Origin of the sequence: Longitalea luteola, assembly GCF_017356035.1 — a bacterium.
Taxonomy (GTDB): Bacteria; Bacteroidota; Bacteroidia; order Chitinophagales; family Chitinophagaceae; genus Niastella; species Niastella luteola.
In genome coordinates, this window is record NZ_JAFIQX010000011.1 from 34212 (window position 1) to 55949 (window position 21738).

Genomic DNA, 21738 nt, shown 5'->3' on the forward strand with positions numbered 1-21738 from the left:
ATCAAAATAGTTGTTCTATACAAAGTTAACAGCCTGTGACGTATGTCATGGCTGATTATTATCAGGGTGGCCATCCGTTTTCGCCCCATTTTACCCGTACGTTGTAGAAATTTGGGGAACTCATTTAACTAATTAAATAACAATCAATTACAACACCCTCGCCAAAGTATGTTGAGGTTGGCATAACTTTTTAAAATCATATAATACAAGTACACGAGCAATATGAAATCAAAAGGAATGCCTCAGTTTGAAAGCAGGAATAAAAACGGGACCGATACCTCACCTACCCCCCAGCGTATCCCCGAAAACCGTGCTTTCAACGAGCATAACAGTGATGATGGAGTGAATGGTTTCGTAACTGTTGGCGCCAGTATTACAACCGACGACCTCAAAGAAACAGCCACCAAATATCAACAACTCATTCAGGGATTACCCGCAGCCATATATACCTGCGATGCCAACGGTTATATTCTCAGTTACAATAAAGCTGCAGTTGAACTTTGGGGACGGGAACCTGAGATCGGTAAAGACAGCTGGTGCGGCTCGTTCAAAATTTATACTACAGACGGCACGCCCATGTCACTGGACGAATGCCCAATGGCCATCGCATTAAAAGAGGCCAGGGAGATCAATGATATAGAGATCATTGTTGAACGCCCTGACGGTCAAAAACGAAACATAATGCCGTATCCAAAACCCTTTTTCAACCATGCAGGGAAATTGATAGGCGCTGTAAATATGCTGGTTGATATTACCGACTGGAAGATCACTGAAGAAAGAAATGGCCATTTTGCCGCCATCATTCAATCTTCAGATGATGCCATCATAAGTAAAACACTCGATGGCATAGTTACCAGCTGGAACAACAGCGCAGAACGGATCTTTCAATATACGGCTGAAGAGATGATCGGCTCCCATATTACGAAGATCGTTCCGCCCGACCGACTGGATGAAGAAGCTGCCATTTTGGAGCGTCTAAAAAAAGGAGAACGGATCGATCACTTTGAAACAAAACGCATCAGCAAAGACGGAAAACTCATAGATATTTCATTAAGCATTTCACCGATCAAGAACAGCAAAGGCGTCATCATTGGCGCTTCAAAGATCGCGCGGGATATATCTGATCAAAAAAAAGCCGAACTGCAGATCAGGGAAAACGAAGAACGCATCAGGGAAAGTGAAGAACGCCTGCGGCTCGCAGTTGAAAGTGCTGAATTGGGGATGTGGGACCTTGACCTGTCAACCGGCCTGACAACCACATCAACACAACACCGCAAAATCCTTGGCTACCCGAAAGAGGAACAATGGAGCAAAGCCGGATTTATGAATATAGTTCACCCGGCAGATCAGGCCATGGTGGAACAGGCATTTCAAAATGCCTTGGAAACCGGGAACATTTCTTATGAAGCCAGGATCATACGACCAGATAACAACCAGGAGCGATGGATCCGCGTGAATGGAACAACGATGTATGATAAAAAGCACAACCCGGTACGAATGCTTGGTACGGTGCTGGATATTTCCGATCAGAAGAAAGCCAAGGAAGAACTGGAAAAAATGGTACTGGCAAGGACGAGTGAACTGCTTACATCCAATTCAGCGCTGGAAAAATCGAATCATGAACTCGAGCAGTTCGCTTATATCGCCAGTCATGACCTGCAGGAACCTTTGAGGAAGATCCAGACTTTTGCCGATATCGTGAAAGAGCATCTGCATGACAGCGCCATGACGGAAAAGTACTTTAACAAAATATACTCATCAGCTCACCGGATGTCGCGCCTCATCAATGATGTACTGAACTATTCACGGCTTACAAAAAACGGTGAACAATTTATCAATAGTGATCTGAATAAGATCCTTAAAGATGTATTGTCTGATTTTGAATTGCTCATTGAACAAAAACAGGCTGTAATTAACTACACCGATCTGCCAACCATTAAAGGCATTCCGTTACAGTTACACCAGCTCATGGCAAACCTGATAAGCAATTCATTGAAATTTGCAGAGAAACAACCTGTAGTAAATATTACCGCCAAACAGCTTACGCCGAAAGAAGTACGGCAATACCCTGCGTTGCATTTGGATAACGAATATATTCAACTGGTTTTTTCAGACAATGGTATCGGGTTTGAACAACAATATGCAGAGCAGATCTTTATTATTTTTCAAAGACTGAATAACCTGAAATCGTATAGTGGTACGGGAATAGGGTTAGCATTATGTAAAAAGATCGTAGATCACCACAATGGAATTATTACAGCCCAAAGCGAACCTGGCAAGGGCGCCACATTTACAATCATATTACCGGTATATCATTAACAACGGTTAAGTAGACCCTCTCACGATCAATTTGGCGGTAAGCTCTACTTCCGTTTTATCGAACCGGATATCTGTATTCTCACATTGGTCCATCAACAGCGCAACGGCTTTTTTGGCAATGGCTTCAACAGGCTGCTGAATACTCGTTATTCCTGGCGGATACAAGCGGAAAATATCGTGGTCATCAAAACTTATAACCGCTATATCCTCCGGGATCGACATCTTTAACCGGTTAATGCTTTCCAGTCCTAATATGCCCAGGTAATTGGTGGCAAAAAACAGCGCATCCAGTTGTGGGTTATTTTTTAACAAACCTGCAATAAGCTCAATGGCGTCTTCCCGGTGATGTGTATAAGGGATCTTCAGGATGATATCTTTATTTAGGCGGATACCTTCTTTGGAAAGGGCGGCAATATAACCATCGAGCCGCTGCTCTATTTGAATAACGTCGAGGTCCACTGTAACGAATCCTATCTCCCGATAGCCCTGAGAAAACAAATGGGCCATGCCCTGTCCTACCGCTTCCGCATTATTCACCAGGACATGGGATGCTTCTACGGCCGGCAAATAGCGGTCAATCAGTACCACAGGCCGCTGCAGCTGCACCAGTTGCTGGATATCCTCTTCCATATGCGGAGCAGGCGTAATGAGATATCCGTCAACCTGCCGTTGCGAAAGCATATTGATCAATTCCTTTCCTTTCGAGGCATTGTTCTCGGTACTGCAATACACAACGCGGTAACCATATTGCTCGGCTTCCTCCTCTATTGTTTTTGCCAGGGTAGCAAAAAAAATGTTCCCGATATTCTCTACGATCAGGCCCAGGGTCTTTGATTTACCGGTTCGCAAACTGATGGCCAGCTGGTTGGGGTAATAGCCTGCAGTACGGGCCACCTCCAACACGCGTTTCTCAACCGTTTCACTGATGCGCATTTTGCGGGCTTTTCCGTTCAAAACAAATGATACGGTCGACGAGGCTACGCCCGCCATTTGAGCAATATCTTTTATCGATACTTTCTTCATACGCTTAATGTATTACCGGTTCAATACAGGAGATACTGAAAATGGAAATGCAGCTGGTGTTGTTCCTCTGTTGTAAGATGGTACTTTCTTTACGTCATACAGTAATGTGCCGCCTTTTTGCAATTGGCTGTGATCGATCCAGTTCTTCGGATGTGCCGTTCCGTTCAGTGAAATATTGTGTATATAAAACGAGTTCTTATCAGTTGCCGGCGCCTGGATCACCAGTTTCTTTCCGTTTTCAAATGTGAGGGTCAATTTCGGGAACAAAGGAGTTCCAAACACATATTGCGTTGTACCCGGGCAAACCGGATAAAAACCCATTGCTGAAAATACATACCACGCCGACGTTTGTCCGTTATCTTCATCACCACAGTAGCCGTCTGGCGAAGGATGGTACAGTTTATCCATTACCTGCCGGATCCAGTATTGTGTTTTCCAGGGTTCGCCTGCATAATTGTATAAATAGATCATGTGCTGGATCGGCTGATTGCCATGGGCATACTGTCCCATGTTCATTATCTGCATTTCGCGGATCTCATGAATAACACCGCCATAATAACTTTCATCGAATACAGGCGGCAGCGCAAATACCGAATCCAGCATTTTGGTAAACATTTTCCGACCGCCCATGAGCTTCGCCAAACCCTGCACATCATGAAACACACTCCAGGTATAATGCCAGCTGTTGCCTTCGGTAAAAGCATCCCCCCATTTAAATGGATTGAAGGGCGATTGAAAACGGCCGTCCTTATTCTTCCCACGCATCAGCAGGGTTGAGCTGTCGAACAGGTTGCGATAATTCATGCTCCTGCGGGCAAAACGTTCAACTTCTTCTTTCGGGCGGTTCAATGCTTTTGCCAGCTGCGAGATCGTGAAATCATCATAGGCATATTCCAGCGTGCGGGCCGCATTCTCATTGATCTTAACATCGTATGGAACATAACCCAGCTCGTTATAATACTGAACACCTTTTCTGCCAACGGATGTAAGCGGCCCTTCGTTCTCCGAATTCTTTAAAAGCGCTTCGTACAGGGTATTGACATCATATCCCCGTATTCCTTTGATATAAGAATCTGCTATAAGCGAAGCGGAGTTAGAGCCTATCATGCAATCGCGATGGCCCGGACTGGCCCATTCAGGCAGCCATCCGCTTTCTTTATATGTATTTACCAGTCCCTGCATGATCTGACTGTTCAGGGTTGGGTACATCAATGTAAAGAAAGGAAATACGGCCCTGAAAGTGTCCCAGAAACCATTATCGGTAAACATATAACCGGGTAATACCTGTCCATTGTACGGACTATAATGTACTATTTCGTTCGCTTTGTTATACTCGTAGAATTTACGCGGGAATAACAGCACCCGGTACAAACAGGAATAAAACGTTTGCATTTGTTCGGGGGTACCGCCTTCTGCCACCAGGCGGCTCAGTTCCCGGTTCCAGCTCTGGCGTCCTTTTTTGCAGGTGTTATCGAACGAATCATTTCCCAGCTCCCGCTGTGCATTCAATTCGGCCTGTTCGAAGCTGATAAAAGAAGAAGCGGTTTTCACGTGCACTTTTTCTCCTTTTGCCGTTTTAAATCCAATGATGGCCCCGGTATGATTCGCCTGCAGCTCCAGTGTATCTTTTGCAAGCGTTTTATCGTGCCAGGTATGCGCAATGGTGAACGCTTTATCAAAATACAAGACAAAATAATTTTTGAAATTTGCGGGTACGCCGCCACTGTTGGCCGTTGTATAGCCAATGATCTTTTTTTCAGCAGGAATGATCTTTATGTAAGAGCCTTTGTCAAAAGCATCTACCACGATAAAGGAGCTGTCGCATTCTGGAAATGTGAAACGTAACTGGGCTGCGCGTTCAGTGGGCGTAATTTCGGCGGTAACATCCGGATCGGCAAGGTAAACGCTATAATAATAGGGTGTGGATTTTTCGGTCTTATGCGAGAACCAGCTGGCACGTTTGTCCTGGTCAAAATGCATTTTCCGGGTAACAGGCATTATACTGAACTGTCCGTAATCGTTTATCCAGGGTGAGGGCTGATGGGTTTGTTTAAATCCGCGGATCTTATCAGCAGCGTATTGGTAGGTCCATCCATTGCCCATGGTATTGGTTTGCGGCACCCAAAAATTCATTCCCCACGGTAAGGCGATGGCTGGATAGGTATTGCCGTTGGAAAGGCCGGGTTTTGAATCGGTACCCATTAATGGGTTTACATAATCTACCGGTTCAACGGCAGTTTTGCTTACCTGGGCATAGGAGTTCATAGAAATTATGGCAATCGTCAGGCAAAAAATCCTTCTCATGTATACAGTTAATTTAATTGTACCCATAGAGTGTCTCTAGCAGTAAATTTGTAACAATGTTACACATCTAAAACGATTTTGCAAAATTTAAACGAACGCCGGATCATATATTTTTTTCTAAAATCCTGGCAGCGGCTGACAGCTGATTTAAATACAGCAGGTTGCAAAAAGGCTTAGTTTTTAACACAGCGGAACCCTGTATGCTCGAGGCCTGTATCAGGAGAAGTTTTCATGCGGGCCGACACCCGGTAGCTGGCGCAATAGGATGCATGGCACAAAAAAGAACCACCGCGCACTACCCTCTTGGGAACAGTGGGCTCATCCGGGTCGTTACTGGTTGCAGGTCCGGCAGGATTGATCAATTTTTTTGACCCTGCGCGGCTATAATAATCCGATTGGTACCAATCGGAACACCATTCCCATACATTGCCAGCCATATCGTATAAACCATAGGCATTTGCAGTAAATGATCTTACCGGTGCGATCCGGGCAAACCCGTCGGCCAAGGTATTACGGTCGGGAAAATGTCCCTGCCAGATATTGGCTTTCGGTTTGCCTTTTTCTACCGGTTCATCGCCCCAGGTAAATGGCTGATTGGATAACCCTGCCCTGGCTGCCCATTCCCACTCCGCTTCGGTAGGCAATCGCTTGCCGGCCCATTTGGCATAAGCCATGGCATCCTCCCACGAAACGTGCACCACCGGAAAATGCTCTTTACCCTTAATGCTGCTGCCGGGTCCCTGGGGATGTTTCCAGTTGGCTCCTTTCACCCATTGCCACCACCGGCTAACATCCTGCAGCGGTACAGGTGCAGCCGAAGGTGTAAACACCAAAGAGGCTGCTACCAGTAAACTATCGGCAGGTTTGGGTGTGCCCGGCGGTAACTGCTTTTTTAATTCGTTCCAGTCAGGCGCACGTTCTGCTGTAGTAATATAACCGGTTTGCTTTACAAATTCCGCAAACATGGCATTGGTCACTTCAGTAGCATCCATATAAAAGCCATCAACATGAACGGCATGTTGCGGATATTCATCCGGCCTGCCTTCTTTATCGGCAGCGCCCATTAAAAAATCACCACCCGGAATTTTAACCATGCCATCATAGGAAGCATTGGCACTTGTAACGATCGTATCCGCAGCTGCCTTCGCCGTTGCAAAACGCGACGGAATATTAGCAGTGCAAGACATCACTGTATCATCTGTGGCTGCACTTTCTTTTTGCACAGCGGGTGTACCGTTAGTTTGCTTACAGGCAATAGTGGTTATGACCATGGCCCCTGCAAAAAATCCGGTAAGCCCCCTCCTATTTATCGGTAACCTCATTTTCTTTTGCTGCATTTGTAAATAATGGGAAATCGGCGCTTTCCGTATGTTGCTGCTGCATAACTTTTCGTATGGCCTGCACGACATCAGGATGTTTGTCTGCAATATTATTCTTTTCAGCAAGATCTTTTTGCAGGTCATACAGTTCTATAGGGCCATCGGGCTGACTGGCCGCATTTAATTTAACGCCTTTCCATTTACCCATACGTACCGCCTGCTTACCACCCTGCTCATGAAACTCCCAATATAGCCATGGATGTGTTGGTGCATTTTTCTGCCCCAGTAAAACCGGTACTATTGAAATGCCGTCAATATTTTCAGGTTTTGGTTGCTTTGCCAGTTCGGCAAACGTGGGAAGAAAATCCCAGAAGGCGCCGGTAAAATCGGAGATGGTGCCTGCCTTTACTTTGCCTGGCCACCAGGCAATCATCGGCTCGCGAATGCCGCCTTCATACAGATCTCTTTTTATACCACGTAATGAACCACTGCTGTTGAAATACGCAGGATCATTGCCGCCTTCCTTATGCGGTCCATTGTCGCTTGAAAAGAGCACCAGGGTATTTTTATCGATGCCGAGCGCGCGCAATTTCTGAAGCACTTCGCCCACGTACGCATCCAGCCGGCTTACCATGGCAGCGTATGCCGCCCTCGGATATGCCTGTGGGGCATAGCCTTTACCCGTCCAGGCTTTCACATCAACCGGCTCTTCATTGAACAGCTTTTTATATTTTTCAAACAAACTGTCGTTGGGTACCTGCAATGCTGCATGCGGCAAGGTATAAGAGAGATATAAAAAGAATGGTTTGTTTTTTTGCTGGTCGATAAAATCGAGCGCTTTTTGCTGGATCAAGGCTGCTGAATAATCCGTAAAGCGGTCAGTGGTGTTTTGGGGGAAGTCGATGCGTTTATCGTTTTCCCACAAATGATCGGGATAATAATTATGCGCTTTTGACTGGCAATTATACCCGAAGAAATAATCGAAACCCTGCTTAACGGGATCACCGGATGATGCTACCGGTCCCAGCCCCCATTTACCGAAATCGCCGGTGGTATAGCCCGCTTTTTTCATTACTTCGGCAATGGTTACTGCAGAATCGGGAATGGGCCATTGACCTTCAGGTTCTACTCCTTTATTACCGCGAATGGGTGTATGACCTGTATGCTGGCCGGTTAGTAATGAGGAGCGGGAAGGCGCACAAACCGAAGTGCCTGCATAAAATTGCGTAAACCGCATTCCCTGCTTTGCCATGGCATCTAGATTGGGCGTCTGGATCAGTTTCTGTCCATAACAGCCGAGGTCGCCGTAGCCAAGATCATCGGCAAGAATAAAAATAATGTTCGGCCGAACAGGATCTGATCGCTGCCCGGAACTTTTACCAGGTTGACAAAAGAGGAAAATACTTACCAGGGCAATCGTACTAAATGGTTTGCTTATCTGCATTGGCATTACTTGGCTTTTGTGAAGTATTACCCCACTAATTTAGTGGATTTTACTAAATCAATCATAATGTAATAAAAGAATACAAATATCTTCCGAACAGCGCAGGGCTTGCCCTGCACCCGGCCAATAAAAATATCCAAATGCTGTAAAATAACCACCGGAATACTTTATTTTGAAAAAAAATCATGGGATGAACCAAATCATTGAAAAAATAGCAGAAACGGCTGGTTTTTTAGAGGAGAAAGGATTTACCGGTGCTTCAACTGCCATTGTTCTGGGAACAGGGCTTGGAACCTTCATCGACCGGGTGGAAGTGCTCCGGCAGATCCCCTATAACGACATCCCGCATTTTCCTGTTTCTACTGTTGAATCGCATAAAGGAAAGCTCTCCCTCGCCAAAATAAATGACAAAAAGATACTGATCATGCAGGGGCGTTTTCATTATTATGAAGGGTACAGTATGCAACAGATCACTTTCCCCGTACGGGTATTTAAAAAATTGGGCGTTACCAGCCTGTTGTTAAGTAATGCGGCCGGCGGCATGAACCCCGAATATAAAAAGGGCGACCTGGTGTTACTTACCGACCACATCAACCTGCAACCGGAAAATCCTTTACGCGGGGTGCATGATGCTGCTTTAGGGCCCCGGTTTCCCAACATGAGCGAACCTTATGATATCCGCCTGAATAAGCTCTTTATTAAAACGGCATTGGAATTATCGGTTCCGCTTAAGCAGGGCATTTATGTAGCCGTGCCGGGGCCCAATCTGGAAACAAGAGCGGAATACCGCTTTCTCAGGGTGATCGGCGCTGATATGGTAGGTATGAGCACGGTGCCGGAGGTTATTGTAGCTAACCAGATCGGTCTGCAATGTGCCGCGGTGAGTGTAATAACAGATGAATGTGACCCGGATAACCTGCAACCGGTAAAAATTGAAGAGATCATTTCGGTGGCTGCAAAAGCCGACCAAAAACTAAGCACCGTATTTAAAATGGTAATTGAACAATTATAAGCTGTCGTATAAAGCCTGTTGCATTCCTTACACTGGCTGCGATTTGATCAACGTTTGCAAATAGCTGCACAATTCAGAAAACCTGGCTGGTTTGGTAACAAAGGAAACTGCGCCCAATTCTTTCGTTCTGGCAACATCATGGGGGTTTGAACTGGTAGTATAAATGATCACCGGAATGTTCTTCAGACTGTCGGTTTGCTTTATTTCTTTCAGGAACTGTAATCCGCCCATGCGGGGCATATTGAGGTCAACAAAAATATAATCAGGCAATGTATTGGCTGCAGACAATACATCCAATGCTTCGGAACCATTGGCAGCCGTTAATAATTCAAGATCTCCATCAACTTTAGCCAAAGCCGATTTGAAGATCTCCTGATCATCTATGTCGTCATCTACCAGAAATAGCAGTTGATTTTGAAGCATTGGCATAATTTTCAAATTATGAAAATTTTTCTACCGTTCAAGGTACACATTTTTTGCAAAAGAGCCTCTCTTTTTAACAGCGGTTCACCACCGAATGTATTTTCTGTTATCTTCGAATTATAACTGTCGTTATGAAGATTCATCCGAAATTAAGCATCTTGCTTTGTAACCTGTTCCTTTTATGTGCCTGTTCAAATCGTATGACACTTGACAAACTTAAAGATCAGATCTCGTCTACGCTCGCCGGGCAACCCGGTGATTTCTCGGTTGCTTTCAAAGACCTGTCAACAGGAGAAACCATACTCATTAATGAGCAAACGTATTTTCATGCAGCAAGCACCATGAAAACGCCTGTTATGATAGAAGTATACAAACAGGCAGCTGCAGGCGTTTTCTCGCTGAACGATTCCTTTGTGTTGAAAAATGAATTCCGGAGCATTGTCGACAGCAGTGCTTTCAGCCTGAAGCCTGAAGATGACAGTGAGAAAGAGCTGTACCGTCATTTGGGTGAAAAAAGAACTTTGTACAACCTGGTGTATGAGATGATCATTATGAGCAGTAACCTGGCTACCAATATGGTGATAGAACTGGTCAATGCACGCAATGTAATGCAAACTATGCGGCAGTTGGGTGCTAACAAAATACAGGTCCTGCGAGGTGTGGAAGATTCCAAAGCATACGCCAAAGGATTCAATAACGTTACCACCTCTCATGACCTGCTGGTCATTTTTGAAAAAATGGCCCGGGGCGAAATTGTGGACAGCGCTTCTTGCGATGCCATGATCAAAATATTGTTAGAACAACAATTCAACGAGATCATCCCCGCCCGCTTACCCAAGGATGTGAAGGTAGCGCACAAGACGGGTAACATCTCCCACGTGCAACACGATTCGGGCATTGTATTTCTGCCCAACGGTAAAAAATATGTGCTGGTATTATTATCAAAGAATCTGCCGGATGAAGACAAAGCCAAAAAGGCGATGGCTGAAGTGTCGGAAATGATCTATAAATATGTGAGCGATCCTGATAAATAGAATGGACCGTATCAATGTGAATGCTTCTCCAGTCTTTCATTCTCATCGGGGCAGTGAATGGTCTCCGATTCCAGCTCAATAGTGCTGTGATGAATGTTATGGTGCATCAGCTCATGTTTAAGCTCCTGTATCACTTTTAATTTCTCGTTAAAGGGTAAACAGTCGTCGATGATCACATGCGCAGTCAATGCATTTTCCGTTGTGCTCAATGGCCAGATGTGAATATGATGCACATTGAGGATATGTTTAACCGATAAAATAACCCTGGTTATTTCGTTGAGCTCGATGCCTGCAGGCACCCCATCAACTGACATTTTGAAACTGGCCGTGAGCAGCGACCAGGTGCCAATGAGCACTATGAACATGATCGCGAGACCGATCACCGGATCGAGCCAATACCAGTTGGTAAAAGAAATTACAATACCTCCCACCACAACACCAACCGATACCAGCGCATCGGCCACCAGATGCAGGTAGGCGCCTTTTATATTGAGATCGGCTTCCTTATTTCTGAAGAAAAGAAAAGCCGAAAGGCTGTTCACGGCAATACCTACGGCTGCCACCCAGGCGATTCCGGCGCCCTGTACAACCGGTGGCGCCTGTAACCGAAGTACCGATTCATAGCCAAGCATGCCGATGGCCAGCAGCAGCAATAATGCATTGAGGAAAGCGGCTAAAACAGTCGTCTTTTTGAATCCATAGGTATACCGGATGGTTGCCTGCCGGCGGGCAAGTTTGAAGGCAAAATAAGAAAGGAGCAGGCTGGCCACATCGGCCAGGTTATGCCCGGCATCGCTCAGGAGTGAGATAGATCTGTACGCCAAACCGGCCACCACTTCTACCAATACAAACAGCACATTCAATGCGATGCCCAGCTGAAACGCTTTCAGGCTCGCTTCATTGAACGAAACGGCATGCGTGTGAGGGTGTGAATGGTCGTGTGCCATACGGCAAAGGTACAAGGTTCAAGGCTAAGGGCTGAAGGCTAAGGGCTGAAGGCTGAAGGCGCAAGGCTAAGGGCTGAAGTCTAAAAGCGAAAAGCTAAGGGCCGAAGGCTGAAGGCGCAGGTTGTGTCTTAAAATAAAAAGCAGGTGGTAGAAACCACCTGCGAGTCACATGAGAAAAATTCTATTACCGCAACTGGTTTTATATTGATCCAGGGATGAGTTGCGATAGGCTATAGAATGAAATCCCCGGAGTTCCTTTACATTTTTGACCAGTAAGGTCAAAAACAACTATTTTATGGCTTCTTTGGAATAATGCAAAGGTCGCTTGTGCAAAATTTCCATCAACAATTCAAACAGGTCATTTTCCCTGTAATTGTACCTGAACTCTGTTTCCTTGACGTGAAGATAAAGGGTACCGCTGTTTAATCCGCGGAATTTAATTAACCGCGATTTCAGCATGCCCCAGAACAAATCAATCTCGTCGATATGCGATTTACCACGTGTTACACCGGGTACCGATTCATTGATGCGGTATAACCGGATGCTGTTGAAATCGGCAATGCCATTGAACAGGTGAAGGCGATACTTTTCGATGATATCGCGTTCGCCCTCCGTTTTTCCTTTCAACCAATCGTACATCCATTCCGAATCAATGTTTGCGATCTTATCGGTGTAAATGGTTTCATCGTTCCTGAAAATGCCGTAAAACGATTTCTTTGAAACTGTTCCATTACTGGCAACAGTACCATTTTCCGATGCATGATAAGAAACCGTTCCATTCGTAAAATGAAATGGGTTCCTTTCTTCGCAAAATTTCGCAATGTGTGTACGAATTAGTTTGAAGTACGCATTGACCGTAATTCGACTAATTCCTGTGATGTTGGCGATCTGTGTGGCTGTCAGATCTTCCGAGAATAATTTAATAAGTTCCCGAACTTTCCGCTCAGAAAGATGGGCCCCCTTCAGGTATCTGTTTTTCATGGCTGCTTAGGTAGTTTGAAGTACGTAACTCTACGTAAATAAGACAAATTTTATTATACGCCGCGTGTTAAAATATTATAAACGGCAGAAGGATAGGATGTACGATTCAACCTACTTATCTTGTAGAATAAATTGATAAAATGAAATTATCTAGAAGTGTATCTAGTTGATCTTTATCAGGAAACTAACAAGCGTTTAATTACTGCTGCCACTTTTTCACCATTGGGTAACATAGCCTGTTCCAAATACATATTCATCGGCACTGCAGGCACATTTAATGCACCTAATACAGCAACGGGTGCATCGAGCCATTGAAAACATGCAGATGAAATTCTTCCGGCCAGTGCTTCTGCAAATGAATTGTGCTGCTGCTCTTCCGTTAGTACTAAACATTTCCCATGTTTCTTCACGGTCTCAAAGATCAGGGCTTCATCTAATGGGTATAACGTACGCAAATCAATGATATCAATCATGCCGGGGAATTGCCTGGCTGCGGTGCGCGCCCAGTAAACACCCATACCATAAGTGATGATACAACATGATTCACCGTTTGTAATGTTTTGTATATCGGCCTGTACAACCAGGTTGGCTTTGCCTAATGGTAGAATATAATCTCGGGATGGTTCAATTGTTTTTGCGTCTTCTGTTCCGGGCACTTTACTCCAGTATAATCCTTTATGTTCCAGCATTACGACCGGATTAGGGTCGAGGAACGCTGCTTTCATTAACCCTTTCATGTCGGCTGCATTGGAAGGGTATACAACTTTGATCCCTTTGATGGATAATAACGTTGTTTCAACACTACCACTATGATAAGGACCGCCACCGCCATAAGCGCCGACAGGCACGCGTATTACTGTTTGAACAGGGAACTTGCCGCAAGTGAGATAACATGATTTTGAGATCTCTGTCACGAGCTGATTAAAGCCGGGATAGATATAATCGGCAAATTGTACTTCGACGATCGGCTTCACTCCTACCGCACTCATTCCAACGGTTGAACCAATGATATAGGCTTCCTGGATGGCGGTATTGAAAACACGCACATCACTGAATTTTTCGGCCAGGGTAGCCGCTTCGCGAAAAACGCCGCCCAGCCGGCGGCCAACATCCTGTCCGTACAACATGGCCTCGGGATGATCTTCCATTATTTCTCTAATGGCAAAGAGCGCCGCATCAACCATGATGATCTTTTCATTACCTGCAGGCTGGCGCTGCCCTTTTTCTTCCGTTACAGGTGTGGGCACAAAAACATACTCGGCTACTGTAGCGGGGTCAGGTTCCGGCGCTGTTAAGGCCTGCTGAAACTGCGCCGTCACATCCTCCCAGGCTTTCTTTTCTATATGCAGGAGCTCATGTTCCTCTATCCCAACATGTAATAACTGCTTTCGCAGCCTGGGTCCCGGATCGCTCAGCGCATGTTTTTCCAGATCCTGCTGCGACCGGTAGAACTCTTTGCGCACGCCACTGGTGTGATGGCCCAGCAAAGGCACTTTTGCCTGCACCAGGTAAGGCGTTCTATGCTGCCGTACATATTGCACTACGCGATGCATGGCATCGAAACTTTCTTCGAAATTGCTGCCGTCGATCCTTACCCGATCGAGGCCTGGAAAACCGGCTGCATAATCATATGCATCCATTACCCGCACTTCATCGGCGCTGGCACTAATGCCCCAGCCGTTGTCCTGCACGAGATAGATCACCGGAAGTTTTTTCAATACGGCAAACTGAAATGCCTCGCTCACCTCACCTTCTGTTACACTGGCATCACCCAGTGAGCAGATGACTACCGGTAATTCGCCATTGGGACCTTTTATGAGTTTATCGGAATTAATTTGTTCAAGATATTGAAGGCCCTGAGCAACACCGGTAGTGGGTATCACCTGCATGCCGGTGGCGCTGCTTTGATGGATTATGGTGGGTTTATCATTACCGCGGTAGTTAGGATGGCCATAATATTCGCGGCCGCCGGTAAAAATATCATCGCGTTTGGCCAGCAGTTGCAGCATCAGTTGGTAGGGCGAAAAGCCAAGGCCAAGCAAAATGCTTTCATCGCGGTAATAGGGGCTTATATAGTCACAGGGAAGCAATTGGAACGCTGTTGCCAGCTGTATGGCTTCATGTCCCCGGGATGTGGAATGCACATATTTGCAGGCGGTACGATTCGCTTCATAGGTTTCGGCCATGGCTTTGGCCGTGCACATGAGCCGGTAGGCTTCTAATAATGTATCGGTATGCATCATAGTTAACTAACAAAAGTAATAATAACAAATGTTAGTTTGAAATCTGAAACCCGAAGCCGGAAATCGGAAACCTGAAGTCGGAAGTCCGAAGTCGGAAATTACTCATACCTCAGACCTCAGACTTCTGACCTCAGACTTCTGACCTCAGACTTCTGACTTCAGACCTCAGTCCGCCTAAAAACAAAAAGCCCTTCCCGAAGAATCGGGAAAGGCTATTTCCTTGTAATGATGATCTATTTGTTATTTGATCTCTAAACTTAATAAGCTGTCGTCTTCGATAAAGGCTTCCAGCTCGTCACCAACTACACATTCGCCAACACCGGCTGGTGTACCGGTAAATACGAGGTCGCCAATATTCACTGAAAAATAGTTGGAGATATAAGCAACTACTTTATCAAAGTTATTGATCATTAAACCTGAATTACCCTGCTGCACCAGCTCTTTATTTTTATACAGACAGAAGTTGATGTCTTTTTTGTTCTTGATATTCGTAAGCGGGATCCACTTTCCGATCACTGCAGAATTATCCCAGGCTTTCGCTTTTTCCCAGGGCAATCCCTTTTCTTTCAGCTCCGTCTGAATATCTCGTGCGGTGAAGTCGATACCAACTGTTACGGCGTCATAATACTTACTGGCAAATCTATCCTGAATGTACTTTCCATTCTTGGATATACGCAATACCAGTTCACACTCATAATGCAATTCGTTAGTGAACTCAGGGTAATAAAAAGGGGTATGAGCCTGCAGTAAAGCACTTTTAGGTTTCATAAAAACGATAGGTTCTTCAGGAACCTCGTTACCCAATTCTTTTGCGTGAGCCACATAATTACGGCCTACACAGAAAATTTTCATACTCAACAAAGGGTTTAATTGAGATAATTGTTTTCAAGTTTCATGCGCCTGGAAAAGCCGGGGTACGTGGACATAGAGATATTGAATATCAAATTATTACTCACCTCAATATTGGCATTGCGAAAATAAAGATTCAAATTAACAAATCATAGTGTAAACTCCAATTTATTCGCTTCATTCATAGTTCGTTCGATGCCAATGGTGATAAAATTTTCTATCACTTCCACACATTTTTCAACCTTTCGTTTTACTAAGGGCGCTTCCTCGGGCGTCCAGCGGCTTAGCACAAAATCCGCCTGCCCTCCTTTGGGGAAATTGTTACCGATACCAAGTCGTAATCGGGGATATTTATCGGTAAGAAGGGTTTCCTCTATGCTCCGCAATCCGTTATGACCGGCACAGCTACCCGAAGGTCTCAGCCGTATCCGGGAAAGCGGTAATGCAATATCGTCTACTATTACCAATAATTGTTCCAAAGCGACCGATTCTTTTTCCATCCAATACTTTACAGCTTTCCCACTAAGGTTCATATACGTCGTAGGCTTGATAATTGTCAATTTTTTGCCTTTCCACTTTATATCACAAACCTGTGCCAGCCTGCCCACTCCAAAAAAGCCGCCATGTTTTTGCACGAAAGCATCTACTACATCAAATCCGATGTTATGACGTGTGTATGCATATTCATCTCCAATATTACCTAAACCAATCAACAGGAATTTCATAAAAATGGCAATAATGATACTGGGTGGTGGGTAAGCTACATGCAGAAAAGGCCCAAAATGATCGAAACTGGCTATGGATCAAAAAGGTCTAATCAGTCAACCGGCAAATGGATCAAATTGGTCAAATGAGTCTGTTCAAAGGTAGTACGATCAGTAAAAAGGGTCAAATCAGTCAATGATACCTTTTTCTCAGTTCCTCATGTGACTCACTTGACCGCTTTATGTGACTTAAAAGCCCGGAGTTACCGGGCTTAATATGCAATTATCTTATGTTACTTTTTGGCAGCAGGTGCTTTTGCAGGAGCAGCGGCGGGCGCTTTGGCTCCGGCAGCAGGTGCAGCAGCAGCTTCTTCCTGTTTCAACTGACGCGTCATTACAACTGATGCAATGGGGATACGCGGTGAGTTCAGGATCTCGTAATTAGCTTCCTTCACATCTTCTACACGAATGTTGCCATTCAGTTGCAGGTTAGTGATATCAACCTCGATATTCTCTTTCAGGTGTTGGGGAAGTGTCTTTACTTTTAAAGATTTTACTTTAGTAATAAGACGGCCACCATCTTTTACCCCTTGTGAAGCTCCGGTGAACTTAATAGGGATAGTAGCAATTACTGCTTTGTCCTGAACCAGTTCCAGGAAGTCAACGTGTGACAGCTCATCTGTTACCTTGTCGAACTGCAGGTCTTTCAAAATACATTTGTAGCTTTTTCCGTCTACCTGGATGTCAGCTAACTGGAAATCAGGAGTATATACGATGGATTTAAAAGCCAGCACAGGTGCTGCGAAAGCAATTTCCTGTGTACCGCCGTAAATTACACCAGGCACCAGTCCCTGAGAGCGAAGTTGGCGGGTGGCTTTTTTCCCGGTTTCGGTCCTCAGTTGTCCTTCGATTGTAATTGTTTTCATTGTTTATTTTAATTTATAAATTCTGTCAATCGTGAATCGGTAATCGTGCATAGCTCACTCTCCGATCCTGATAACTATTGGCCATTCTAAAATCCGTTTCTTCAAATGCCAATATCGTCGCCTTACCTGTTCCTTCTTTGGCTATGTATAAATAAGCCTGTGATACTTCTGTTCTCGTATGCATTGCGGATGGCTACTGCAAACAGCTCTGCCACGCTCAGGATCTTCACTTTTGATATTTTCTGTTTCAAAGGAATTGTATCACACACTACCAGTTCTTCCAGTACACTGTTCTCAATATTTGAGTAGGCGTTTCCGCTTAAAACAGGGTGTGTGCACAAAGCCCGAACGCTGCGGGCCCCTTTTTCTTTCAACAAACCGGCTGCTTTAGCCAGTGTGCCGCCTGTATCGCAAATATCATCGATCAGGACGACGTCCCTGTCGGTAACATCACCAATGACCACCATACTGGCAATTTCATTAGCGCGTTTACGGTGCTTATCGCATATTACCATTTCTGCATTGAAATAAGAGGCAATTTCACGGATGCGATTGGCACTTCCCACGTCAGGGGCCGCAAAGGTAAGGTTTTCCAGCTGAAGTTGCTGGATGTAAGGAATAAAAATAGCGGAACTGTCGAGATGGTCTACGGGGATATCGAAATAGCCCTGGATCTGCGGAGCATGCAGGTCCATGGTGATCACGCGATCGGCGCCGGCGGCCACTAACATATTGGCAACCAGCTTAGAACCTATAGCCACGCGGGGCTTGTCCTTCCTGTCCTGCCGCGCGTAGCCATAATATGGTATAACAGCCACCACTTTATAGGCCGAAGCGCGCCGGGCGGCATCGATCATTAATAATAACTCTAAAATGTTTTCAGCCGGTGCAAATGTGCTTTGCACCAGGAAAACCATATCGCCCCGGATACTTTCCTGAAATACAGGCTGAATTTCGCCATCGCTGAACTTCGAGATGGTTATTTTTCCAAGGGTAGCTCCGAATTTTTGAGCTATTTTTTCGGCCAGGTATTGTGACCCCGTGCCTGAAAAGATCTTGACTGACATTTGCATACCGCAGTAAAATGTGCGGCGAAGATAACGCGAAGCATGGGATTTGACCGATAACCTATGTACAAAAAATTTATTTCACCGTTCTGCAGAAAAAAATAGTATTTCAATGGTTATTGATTAATCGGTGGATCCCCAAAACAGGTGTTACTTGGTCACTGTCAGCAGCATTCTTGATCCGCCATGTGTTGCAGCAGCCGTTTTATGTCCCGAAGCGTCTTTCGCTATCTTTTTGGGATAAAATGCATAAAAAACAGCAGAACATATAAATATGGAAAAGAAAAGGGCAACAAAGTACATTCCGATGCAAAAAAGGAAGGGTTGGTAACCTCCAATAGCGGCTAGAGTAGTCTTTCTATTCATGGGGATATAGATTAAGTATTTTTAAATAAGATTTGGATTTATACATGAAATAACGCACATGCTAGTACATAACGTACATTTTGTGGTTATAGTATTTGTCCGAAAAGTACTAGAAATATTTGAACTATGCAAGAAACTAAATTTTCAATAAAAAAATGGGCTAAAGACGACCGTCCCCGGGAAAAGCTACTTGGGAAAAATCCATCTACTTTAAGCGACTCGGAACTACTGTCGATCCTGATCGGAAACGGTCATCGGGAAAAAAATGCCGTTGAACTGGCAAAAGAGGTCCTTCGACTGGGCAAGAACAACCTAAATGAACTAGGTAAAGTTACCATACAGGAGATGCTGCGTATCAAAGGGATCGGAAAAGTGAAGGCCATAACCATCATGGCAGCCCTGGAACTCGGCCGCCGCCGCCAGGCTGCCCTTTCCATGGAAAAGCCTTATGTGAAGAACAGCCGCGACATAGCCAGCTACCTGCAGGCCCTCCTTCGCGACCTGCCGCACGAGGTATTTGCGGTGGCCTATCTGAACCAGGCGAACCGCATCAATCATTTCGAGATCATTAGTAAAGGCGGTATAACCGGAACGATAGCCGATCCCCGGGTAATTTTGAAGAAAGCGTTGCTCGAAGAAGCCGTAAGCCTCATTCTTTGCCATAACCACCCTTCAGGCAATTTACAACCCAGCCGGGCCGACAAGGAGCTTACCAGAAAATTAAAGGACGCGGCCAAACTGTTCGATATCTCGCTGTTCGACCACATTATAGTTAGTGATAACGGCTATTTCAGCTTTGCCGATGCGGGAATATTGTAGTTTGTGGTTTATGGTTTGTGGTTTGTTGTTAACAACCGCAAACAACAAACTATAAACAACAAACCTGTTTAAGCTTGTGCCGTAGGGCCGCCGAAATTCATTGGGATCTGCACTTCTTCCAGGTCCTGGATCTTACCATTTGCGGCTTCAAAACGCTGGATATTCTCAGTTAATGCCTTCATAAAGCGTTTGGCATGCTGCGGCGTTAAAATAATGCGCGATTTTACCTTGCTTTTTGGGGTGCCGGGCATTACGTTCACAAAATCTATTACAAATTCTGCATGGGAGTGGGTAATGATGGCAAGATTGGCATATTCCCCTTCTGCTACTTCTTCTGAGATTTCAATATTTAGCTGGTTCGGCTGCTGATTTTGTTCTTCCATCATTACAACATTTAAGACCCAAAAGTAAGAAACCGGGCGTAATGGTTTGTACTGAATTTTATTTTTCAGGCAATAAACGCTAAAAACGCAAAAAGGGAGGTTTCCCGATTTGCATGGAAACCTCCCTTTGCTAACACAGGTATCTTAATATTTATCCCAGAACAATTTAAATTCAACCTTATCGCTACCCATTATGGCTGCTGCAGCCGTGTAATTGGTTCCATTCAACTGCTGCTCATTGCCCGGATACGGGAAGCGGTTGGGGAACCCTGATTTTGCATTTACAGCCGGCGTAAGCTGGGGATAATCCAACCTGCGCAGTTCCGTCCAGCCATCAAATGGCCGGTTATACAGGGCGATCCATTTTTGAAAACCGATCTTTTGCTTCCAGCCGCCTGCAGCGGTAGCATAGGCCACCGCAGGTTGGGCCAGGTACGCATTTGCCTCGGCCTCTGTTCCACCCCAATACAAAATGGAAGCCTTTATGGCGTTGTTGTAATGTTCTTCCGCAGTACCTGCGACCGTATAACCGCGCTCTTTGGCTTCTGCCCGCAAAAACTCCGTCTCTGCATAATCGCCCAACACCAATGCTGCATTTGGTTCAGAGATCTTTGCACTTGGTTTGGAAAAGTCTGAGTAGGTATTCACTCTTCCCACTACACCACCGGCATAATTTCCTGCATTGTTAGTGCCGAAGTACAACGACTTGCGGGGATCATTCAAATTGATCAATGGATTCATAAGATCTTCGGCTGCCACATAATCGGCCCGGCCGCCTATAACGATATCGGTATATAAGGGATTCGTGTTTGGACTGGTGGGTAAATATTTAAACAATGCGTTTTGTGAGGCAGCCGAAATCGCTTTTGCATCCGCAGCTTCAACAGCAGCTTTGGCAACTGCATTATCCACATCTGCCATCATCATACCCATTTTCATTTGCAGGTAACTGGCAAATCTTATCCATTGGGCTACATTACCTGCATAAAGTACATCTTCAGACGCTGCAAAACTGGCACTGGCTGTATTCAATTTGCCAATATCTTCAGCCAGTCTTTTCAACAGATCGGTATAAATGGTTTTGGCATCATCATATACCGGAAACAGGTTGTTCGGGTCCAACGCTTCTTTATACGGAACATTGCCGAACGTGTTTACCAGAATATTGAACGTATATACCTGCATGATATCAATAATGGCCAGTTGATTCTGTTTCACAGCTGCATCAAGATTGGCATCATTTGAGATAACGCGGGCAGATTCTTTCAGATCGTTCAAAACATCACGGTACATTCTTGTCCACCAGGCCTGGGGAATTCCCCTGGTGTTGAAATCGTATTGTGCCTCGTCCTGATATACCGCCATAGCCCAGTGTTTTACCGTAAACCTGAACACATTTACGTTTACGCTGGCATTGGCCAGGCCATCTGAAAGACCTTTTAATGCATTTGAAAACAAGGCAGCGCCTGGAACAGCCGAAGGCTTTTTAGTTTCTTTATTAAACCGGGAAATGTCTTTTGTACATGCCGCCAGGAACAAGACCGGCATGGCTATATAAAGGATTTTTCTCATGAT

Annotated in this window: 18 protein-coding genes; 4 read left to right on the forward strand and 14 right to left on the reverse strand. The window is 45.1% G+C overall.

Annotated elements, in window-relative coordinates; translation table 11 throughout:
* Positions 1-222 precede the first annotated feature (222 nt).
* The gene (locus tag JUB15_RS22320) at positions 223-2319 is read left to right on the forward strand and encodes a PAS domain S-box protein (protein ID WP_207514875.1); all 2097 of its coding nucleotides are present in this window, start codon (positions 223-225) and stop codon (positions 2317-2319) included.
* 6 nt (positions 2320-2325) lie between these two features.
* Here JUB15_RS22320 and JUB15_RS22325 read toward each other — a convergent pair whose 3' ends face one another.
* The 4 genes from JUB15_RS22325 to JUB15_RS22340 all read right to left on the reverse strand — a co-directional run bounded on the left by JUB15_RS22325 (position 2326) and on the right by JUB15_RS22340 (position 8415).
* Positions 2326-3342 carry a LacI family DNA-binding transcriptional regulator gene (locus tag JUB15_RS22325; protein ID WP_207514876.1) on the reverse strand — a complete coding sequence of 339 codons (1017 nt, stop codon included), beginning with the start codon at positions 3340-3342 and terminating at the stop codon, positions 2326-2328.
* A gap of 12 nt (positions 3343-3354) precedes the next feature.
* Positions 3355-5646, reverse strand: a complete 2292-nt coding sequence (locus tag JUB15_RS22330; protein ID WP_207514877.1) for a GH92 family glycosyl hydrolase — start codon at positions 5644-5646, stop codon at positions 3355-3357.
* A 173-nt stretch (positions 5647-5819) separates the two neighbouring features.
* Entirely contained in the window at positions 5820-6968 is a 1149-nt protein-coding gene (locus tag JUB15_RS22335) for a formylglycine-generating enzyme family protein (protein ID WP_242696471.1), read from the reverse strand.
* Positions 6949-8415, reverse strand: coding sequence for an arylsulfatase (locus tag JUB15_RS22340; RefSeq protein WP_207514878.1), 1467 nt, complete (start codon positions 8413-8415; stop codon positions 6949-6951). Before JUB15_RS22340 ends, JUB15_RS22335 begins: the two co-directional genes overlap by 20 nt.
* Before the next feature lie 184 nt (positions 8416-8599).
* Between JUB15_RS22340 and JUB15_RS22345 the strand changes: the two genes are divergently transcribed.
* Positions 8600-9421: a purine-nucleoside phosphorylase gene (locus tag JUB15_RS22345; RefSeq protein ID WP_207514879.1), complete on the forward strand. Its 822-nt coding sequence runs from the start codon at positions 8600-8602 to the stop codon at positions 9419-9421.
* Between the two features lie 27 nt (positions 9422-9448).
* Here JUB15_RS22345 and JUB15_RS22350 read toward each other — a convergent pair whose 3' ends face one another.
* Positions 9449-9844: a response regulator gene (locus JUB15_RS22350; RefSeq protein WP_207514880.1), complete on the reverse strand. Its 396-nt coding sequence runs from the start codon at positions 9842-9844 to the stop codon at positions 9449-9451.
* 200 nt (positions 9845-10044) lie between these two features.
* Between JUB15_RS22350 and JUB15_RS22355 the strand changes: the two genes are divergently transcribed.
* Positions 10045-10878 carry a serine hydrolase gene (locus JUB15_RS22355; RefSeq protein ID WP_242696472.1) on the forward strand — a complete coding sequence of 278 codons (834 nt, stop codon included), beginning with the start codon at positions 10045-10047 and terminating at the stop codon, positions 10876-10878.
* A gap of 11 nt (positions 10879-10889) precedes the next feature.
* Here the strand turns inward: JUB15_RS22355 and JUB15_RS22360 are convergent, their stop codons facing one another.
* The 7 genes from JUB15_RS22360 to JUB15_RS22390 form a co-directional block, all read right to left on the reverse strand.
* Complete coding sequence (locus JUB15_RS22360) at positions 10890-11825, reverse strand: cation diffusion facilitator family transporter (RefSeq protein WP_207514882.1); 936 nt, start codon at positions 11823-11825, stop codon at positions 10890-10892.
* A gap of 288 nt (positions 11826-12113) precedes the next feature.
* Complete coding sequence (locus JUB15_RS22365; RefSeq protein WP_207514883.1) at positions 12114-12806, reverse strand: hypothetical protein; 693 nt, start codon at positions 12804-12806, stop codon at positions 12114-12116.
* A 176-nt stretch (positions 12807-12982) separates the two neighbouring features.
* Positions 12983-15049: an alpha-ketoacid dehydrogenase subunit alpha/beta gene (locus tag JUB15_RS22370; protein ID WP_207514884.1), complete on the reverse strand. Its 2067-nt coding sequence runs from the start codon at positions 15047-15049 to the stop codon at positions 12983-12985.
* Between the two features lie 240 nt (positions 15050-15289).
* Positions 15290-15901, reverse strand: coding sequence for a fumarylacetoacetate hydrolase family protein (locus JUB15_RS22375; protein ID WP_205512319.1), 612 nt, complete (start codon positions 15899-15901; stop codon positions 15290-15292).
* 146 nt (positions 15902-16047) lie between these two features.
* Positions 16048-16623, reverse strand: coding sequence for an aminoacyl-tRNA hydrolase (gene pth / locus JUB15_RS22380; RefSeq protein ID WP_207514885.1), 576 nt, complete (start codon positions 16621-16623; stop codon positions 16048-16050).
* Between the two features lie 272 nt (positions 16624-16895).
* A complete protein-coding gene (locus JUB15_RS22385) occupies positions 16896-17528 on the reverse strand; it encodes a 50S ribosomal protein L25 (protein WP_207514886.1) in 633 nt (210 codons plus the stop codon).
* Between the two features lie 122 nt (positions 17529-17650).
* The gene (locus tag JUB15_RS22390) at positions 17651-18601 is read right to left on the reverse strand and encodes a ribose-phosphate pyrophosphokinase (protein ID WP_242696473.1); all 951 of its coding nucleotides are present in this window, start codon (positions 18599-18601) and stop codon (positions 17651-17653) included.
* A 486-nt stretch (positions 18602-19087) separates the two neighbouring features.
* On the opposite strand from JUB15_RS22390, the gene radC reads away from it, so the two are divergent.
* Positions 19088-19780, forward strand: coding sequence for a RadC family protein (radC, locus tag JUB15_RS22395; RefSeq protein WP_207514887.1), 693 nt, complete (start codon positions 19088-19090; stop codon positions 19778-19780).
* 68 nt (positions 19781-19848) lie between these two features.
* Here radC and JUB15_RS22400 read toward each other — a convergent pair whose 3' ends face one another.
* Both JUB15_RS22400 and JUB15_RS22405 read right to left on the reverse strand, forming a co-directional pair.
* The gene (locus JUB15_RS22400) at positions 19849-20166 is read right to left on the reverse strand and encodes a DUF3467 domain-containing protein (RefSeq protein WP_255539667.1); all 318 of its coding nucleotides are present in this window, start codon (positions 20164-20166) and stop codon (positions 19849-19851) included.
* Positions 20167-20307: 141 nt separating this feature from the next.
* Positions 20308-21735: a SusD/RagB family nutrient-binding outer membrane lipoprotein gene (locus JUB15_RS22405; protein ID WP_207514888.1), complete on the reverse strand. Its 1428-nt coding sequence runs from the start codon at positions 21733-21735 to the stop codon at positions 20308-20310.
* Positions 21736-21738: the final 3 nt, after the last annotated feature.

What these genes read in the sequence shown, in the direction of transcription:
- JUB15_RS22320 (WP_207514875.1), top strand. Translation starts at nt 223, where the DNA reads ATGAAATCAAAAGGAATGCCTCAGTTTGAAAGCAGGAATAAAAACGGG.
- JUB15_RS22325 (WP_207514876.1), bottom strand. Translation starts at nt 3,342, where the DNA reads ATGAAGAAAGTATCGATAAAAGATATTGCTCAAATGGCGGGCGTAGCC.
- JUB15_RS22330 (WP_207514877.1), bottom strand. Translation starts at nt 5,646, where the DNA reads ATGAGAAGGATTTTTTGCCTGACGATTGCCATAATTTCTATGAACTCC.
- JUB15_RS22335 (WP_242696471.1), bottom strand. Translation starts at nt 6,968, where the DNA reads ATGAGGTTACCGATAAATAGGAGGGGGCTTACCGGATTTTTTGCAGGG.
- JUB15_RS22340 (WP_207514878.1), bottom strand. Translation starts at nt 8,415, where the DNA reads ATGCCAATGCAGATAAGCAAACCATTTAGTACGATTGCCCTGGTAAGT.
- JUB15_RS22345 (WP_207514879.1), top strand. Translation starts at nt 8,600, where the DNA reads ATGAACCAAATCATTGAAAAAATAGCAGAAACGGCTGGTTTTTTAGAG.
- JUB15_RS22350 (WP_207514880.1), bottom strand. Translation starts at nt 9,844, where the DNA reads ATGCTTCAAAATCAACTGCTATTTCTGGTAGATGACGACATAGATGAT.
- JUB15_RS22355 (WP_242696472.1), top strand. Translation starts at nt 10,045, where the DNA reads ATGACACTTGACAAACTTAAAGATCAGATCTCGTCTACGCTCGCCGGG.
- JUB15_RS22360 (WP_207514882.1), bottom strand. Translation starts at nt 11,825, where the DNA reads ATGGCACACGACCATTCACACCCTCACACGCATGCCGTTTCGTTCAAT.
- JUB15_RS22365 (WP_207514883.1), bottom strand. Translation starts at nt 12,806, where the DNA reads ATGAAAAACAGATACCTGAAGGGGGCCCATCTTTCTGAGCGGAAAGTT.
- JUB15_RS22370 (WP_207514884.1), bottom strand. Translation starts at nt 15,049, where the DNA reads ATGATGCATACCGATACATTATTAGAAGCCTACCGGCTCATGTGCACG.
- JUB15_RS22375 (WP_205512319.1), bottom strand. Translation starts at nt 15,901, where the DNA reads ATGAAAATTTTCTGTGTAGGCCGTAATTATGTGGCTCACGCAAAAGAA.
- pth (WP_207514885.1), bottom strand. Translation starts at nt 16,623, where the DNA reads ATGAAATTCCTGTTGATTGGTTTAGGTAATATTGGAGATGAATATGCA.
- JUB15_RS22385 (WP_207514886.1), bottom strand. Translation starts at nt 17,528, where the DNA reads ATGAAAACAATTACAATCGAAGGACAACTGAGGACCGAAACCGGGAAA.
- JUB15_RS22390 (WP_242696473.1), bottom strand. Translation starts at nt 18,601, where the DNA reads ATGCAAATGTCAGTCAAGATCTTTTCAGGCACGGGGTCACAATACCTG.
- radC (WP_207514887.1), top strand. Translation starts at nt 19,088, where the DNA reads ATGCAAGAAACTAAATTTTCAATAAAAAAATGGGCTAAAGACGACCGT.
- JUB15_RS22400 (WP_255539667.1), bottom strand. Translation starts at nt 20,166, where the DNA reads ATGATGGAAGAACAAAATCAGCAGCCGAACCAGCTAAATATTGAAATC.
- JUB15_RS22405 (WP_207514888.1), bottom strand. Translation starts at nt 21,735, where the DNA reads ATGAGAAAAATCCTTTATATAGCCATGCCGGTCTTGTTCCTGGCGGCA.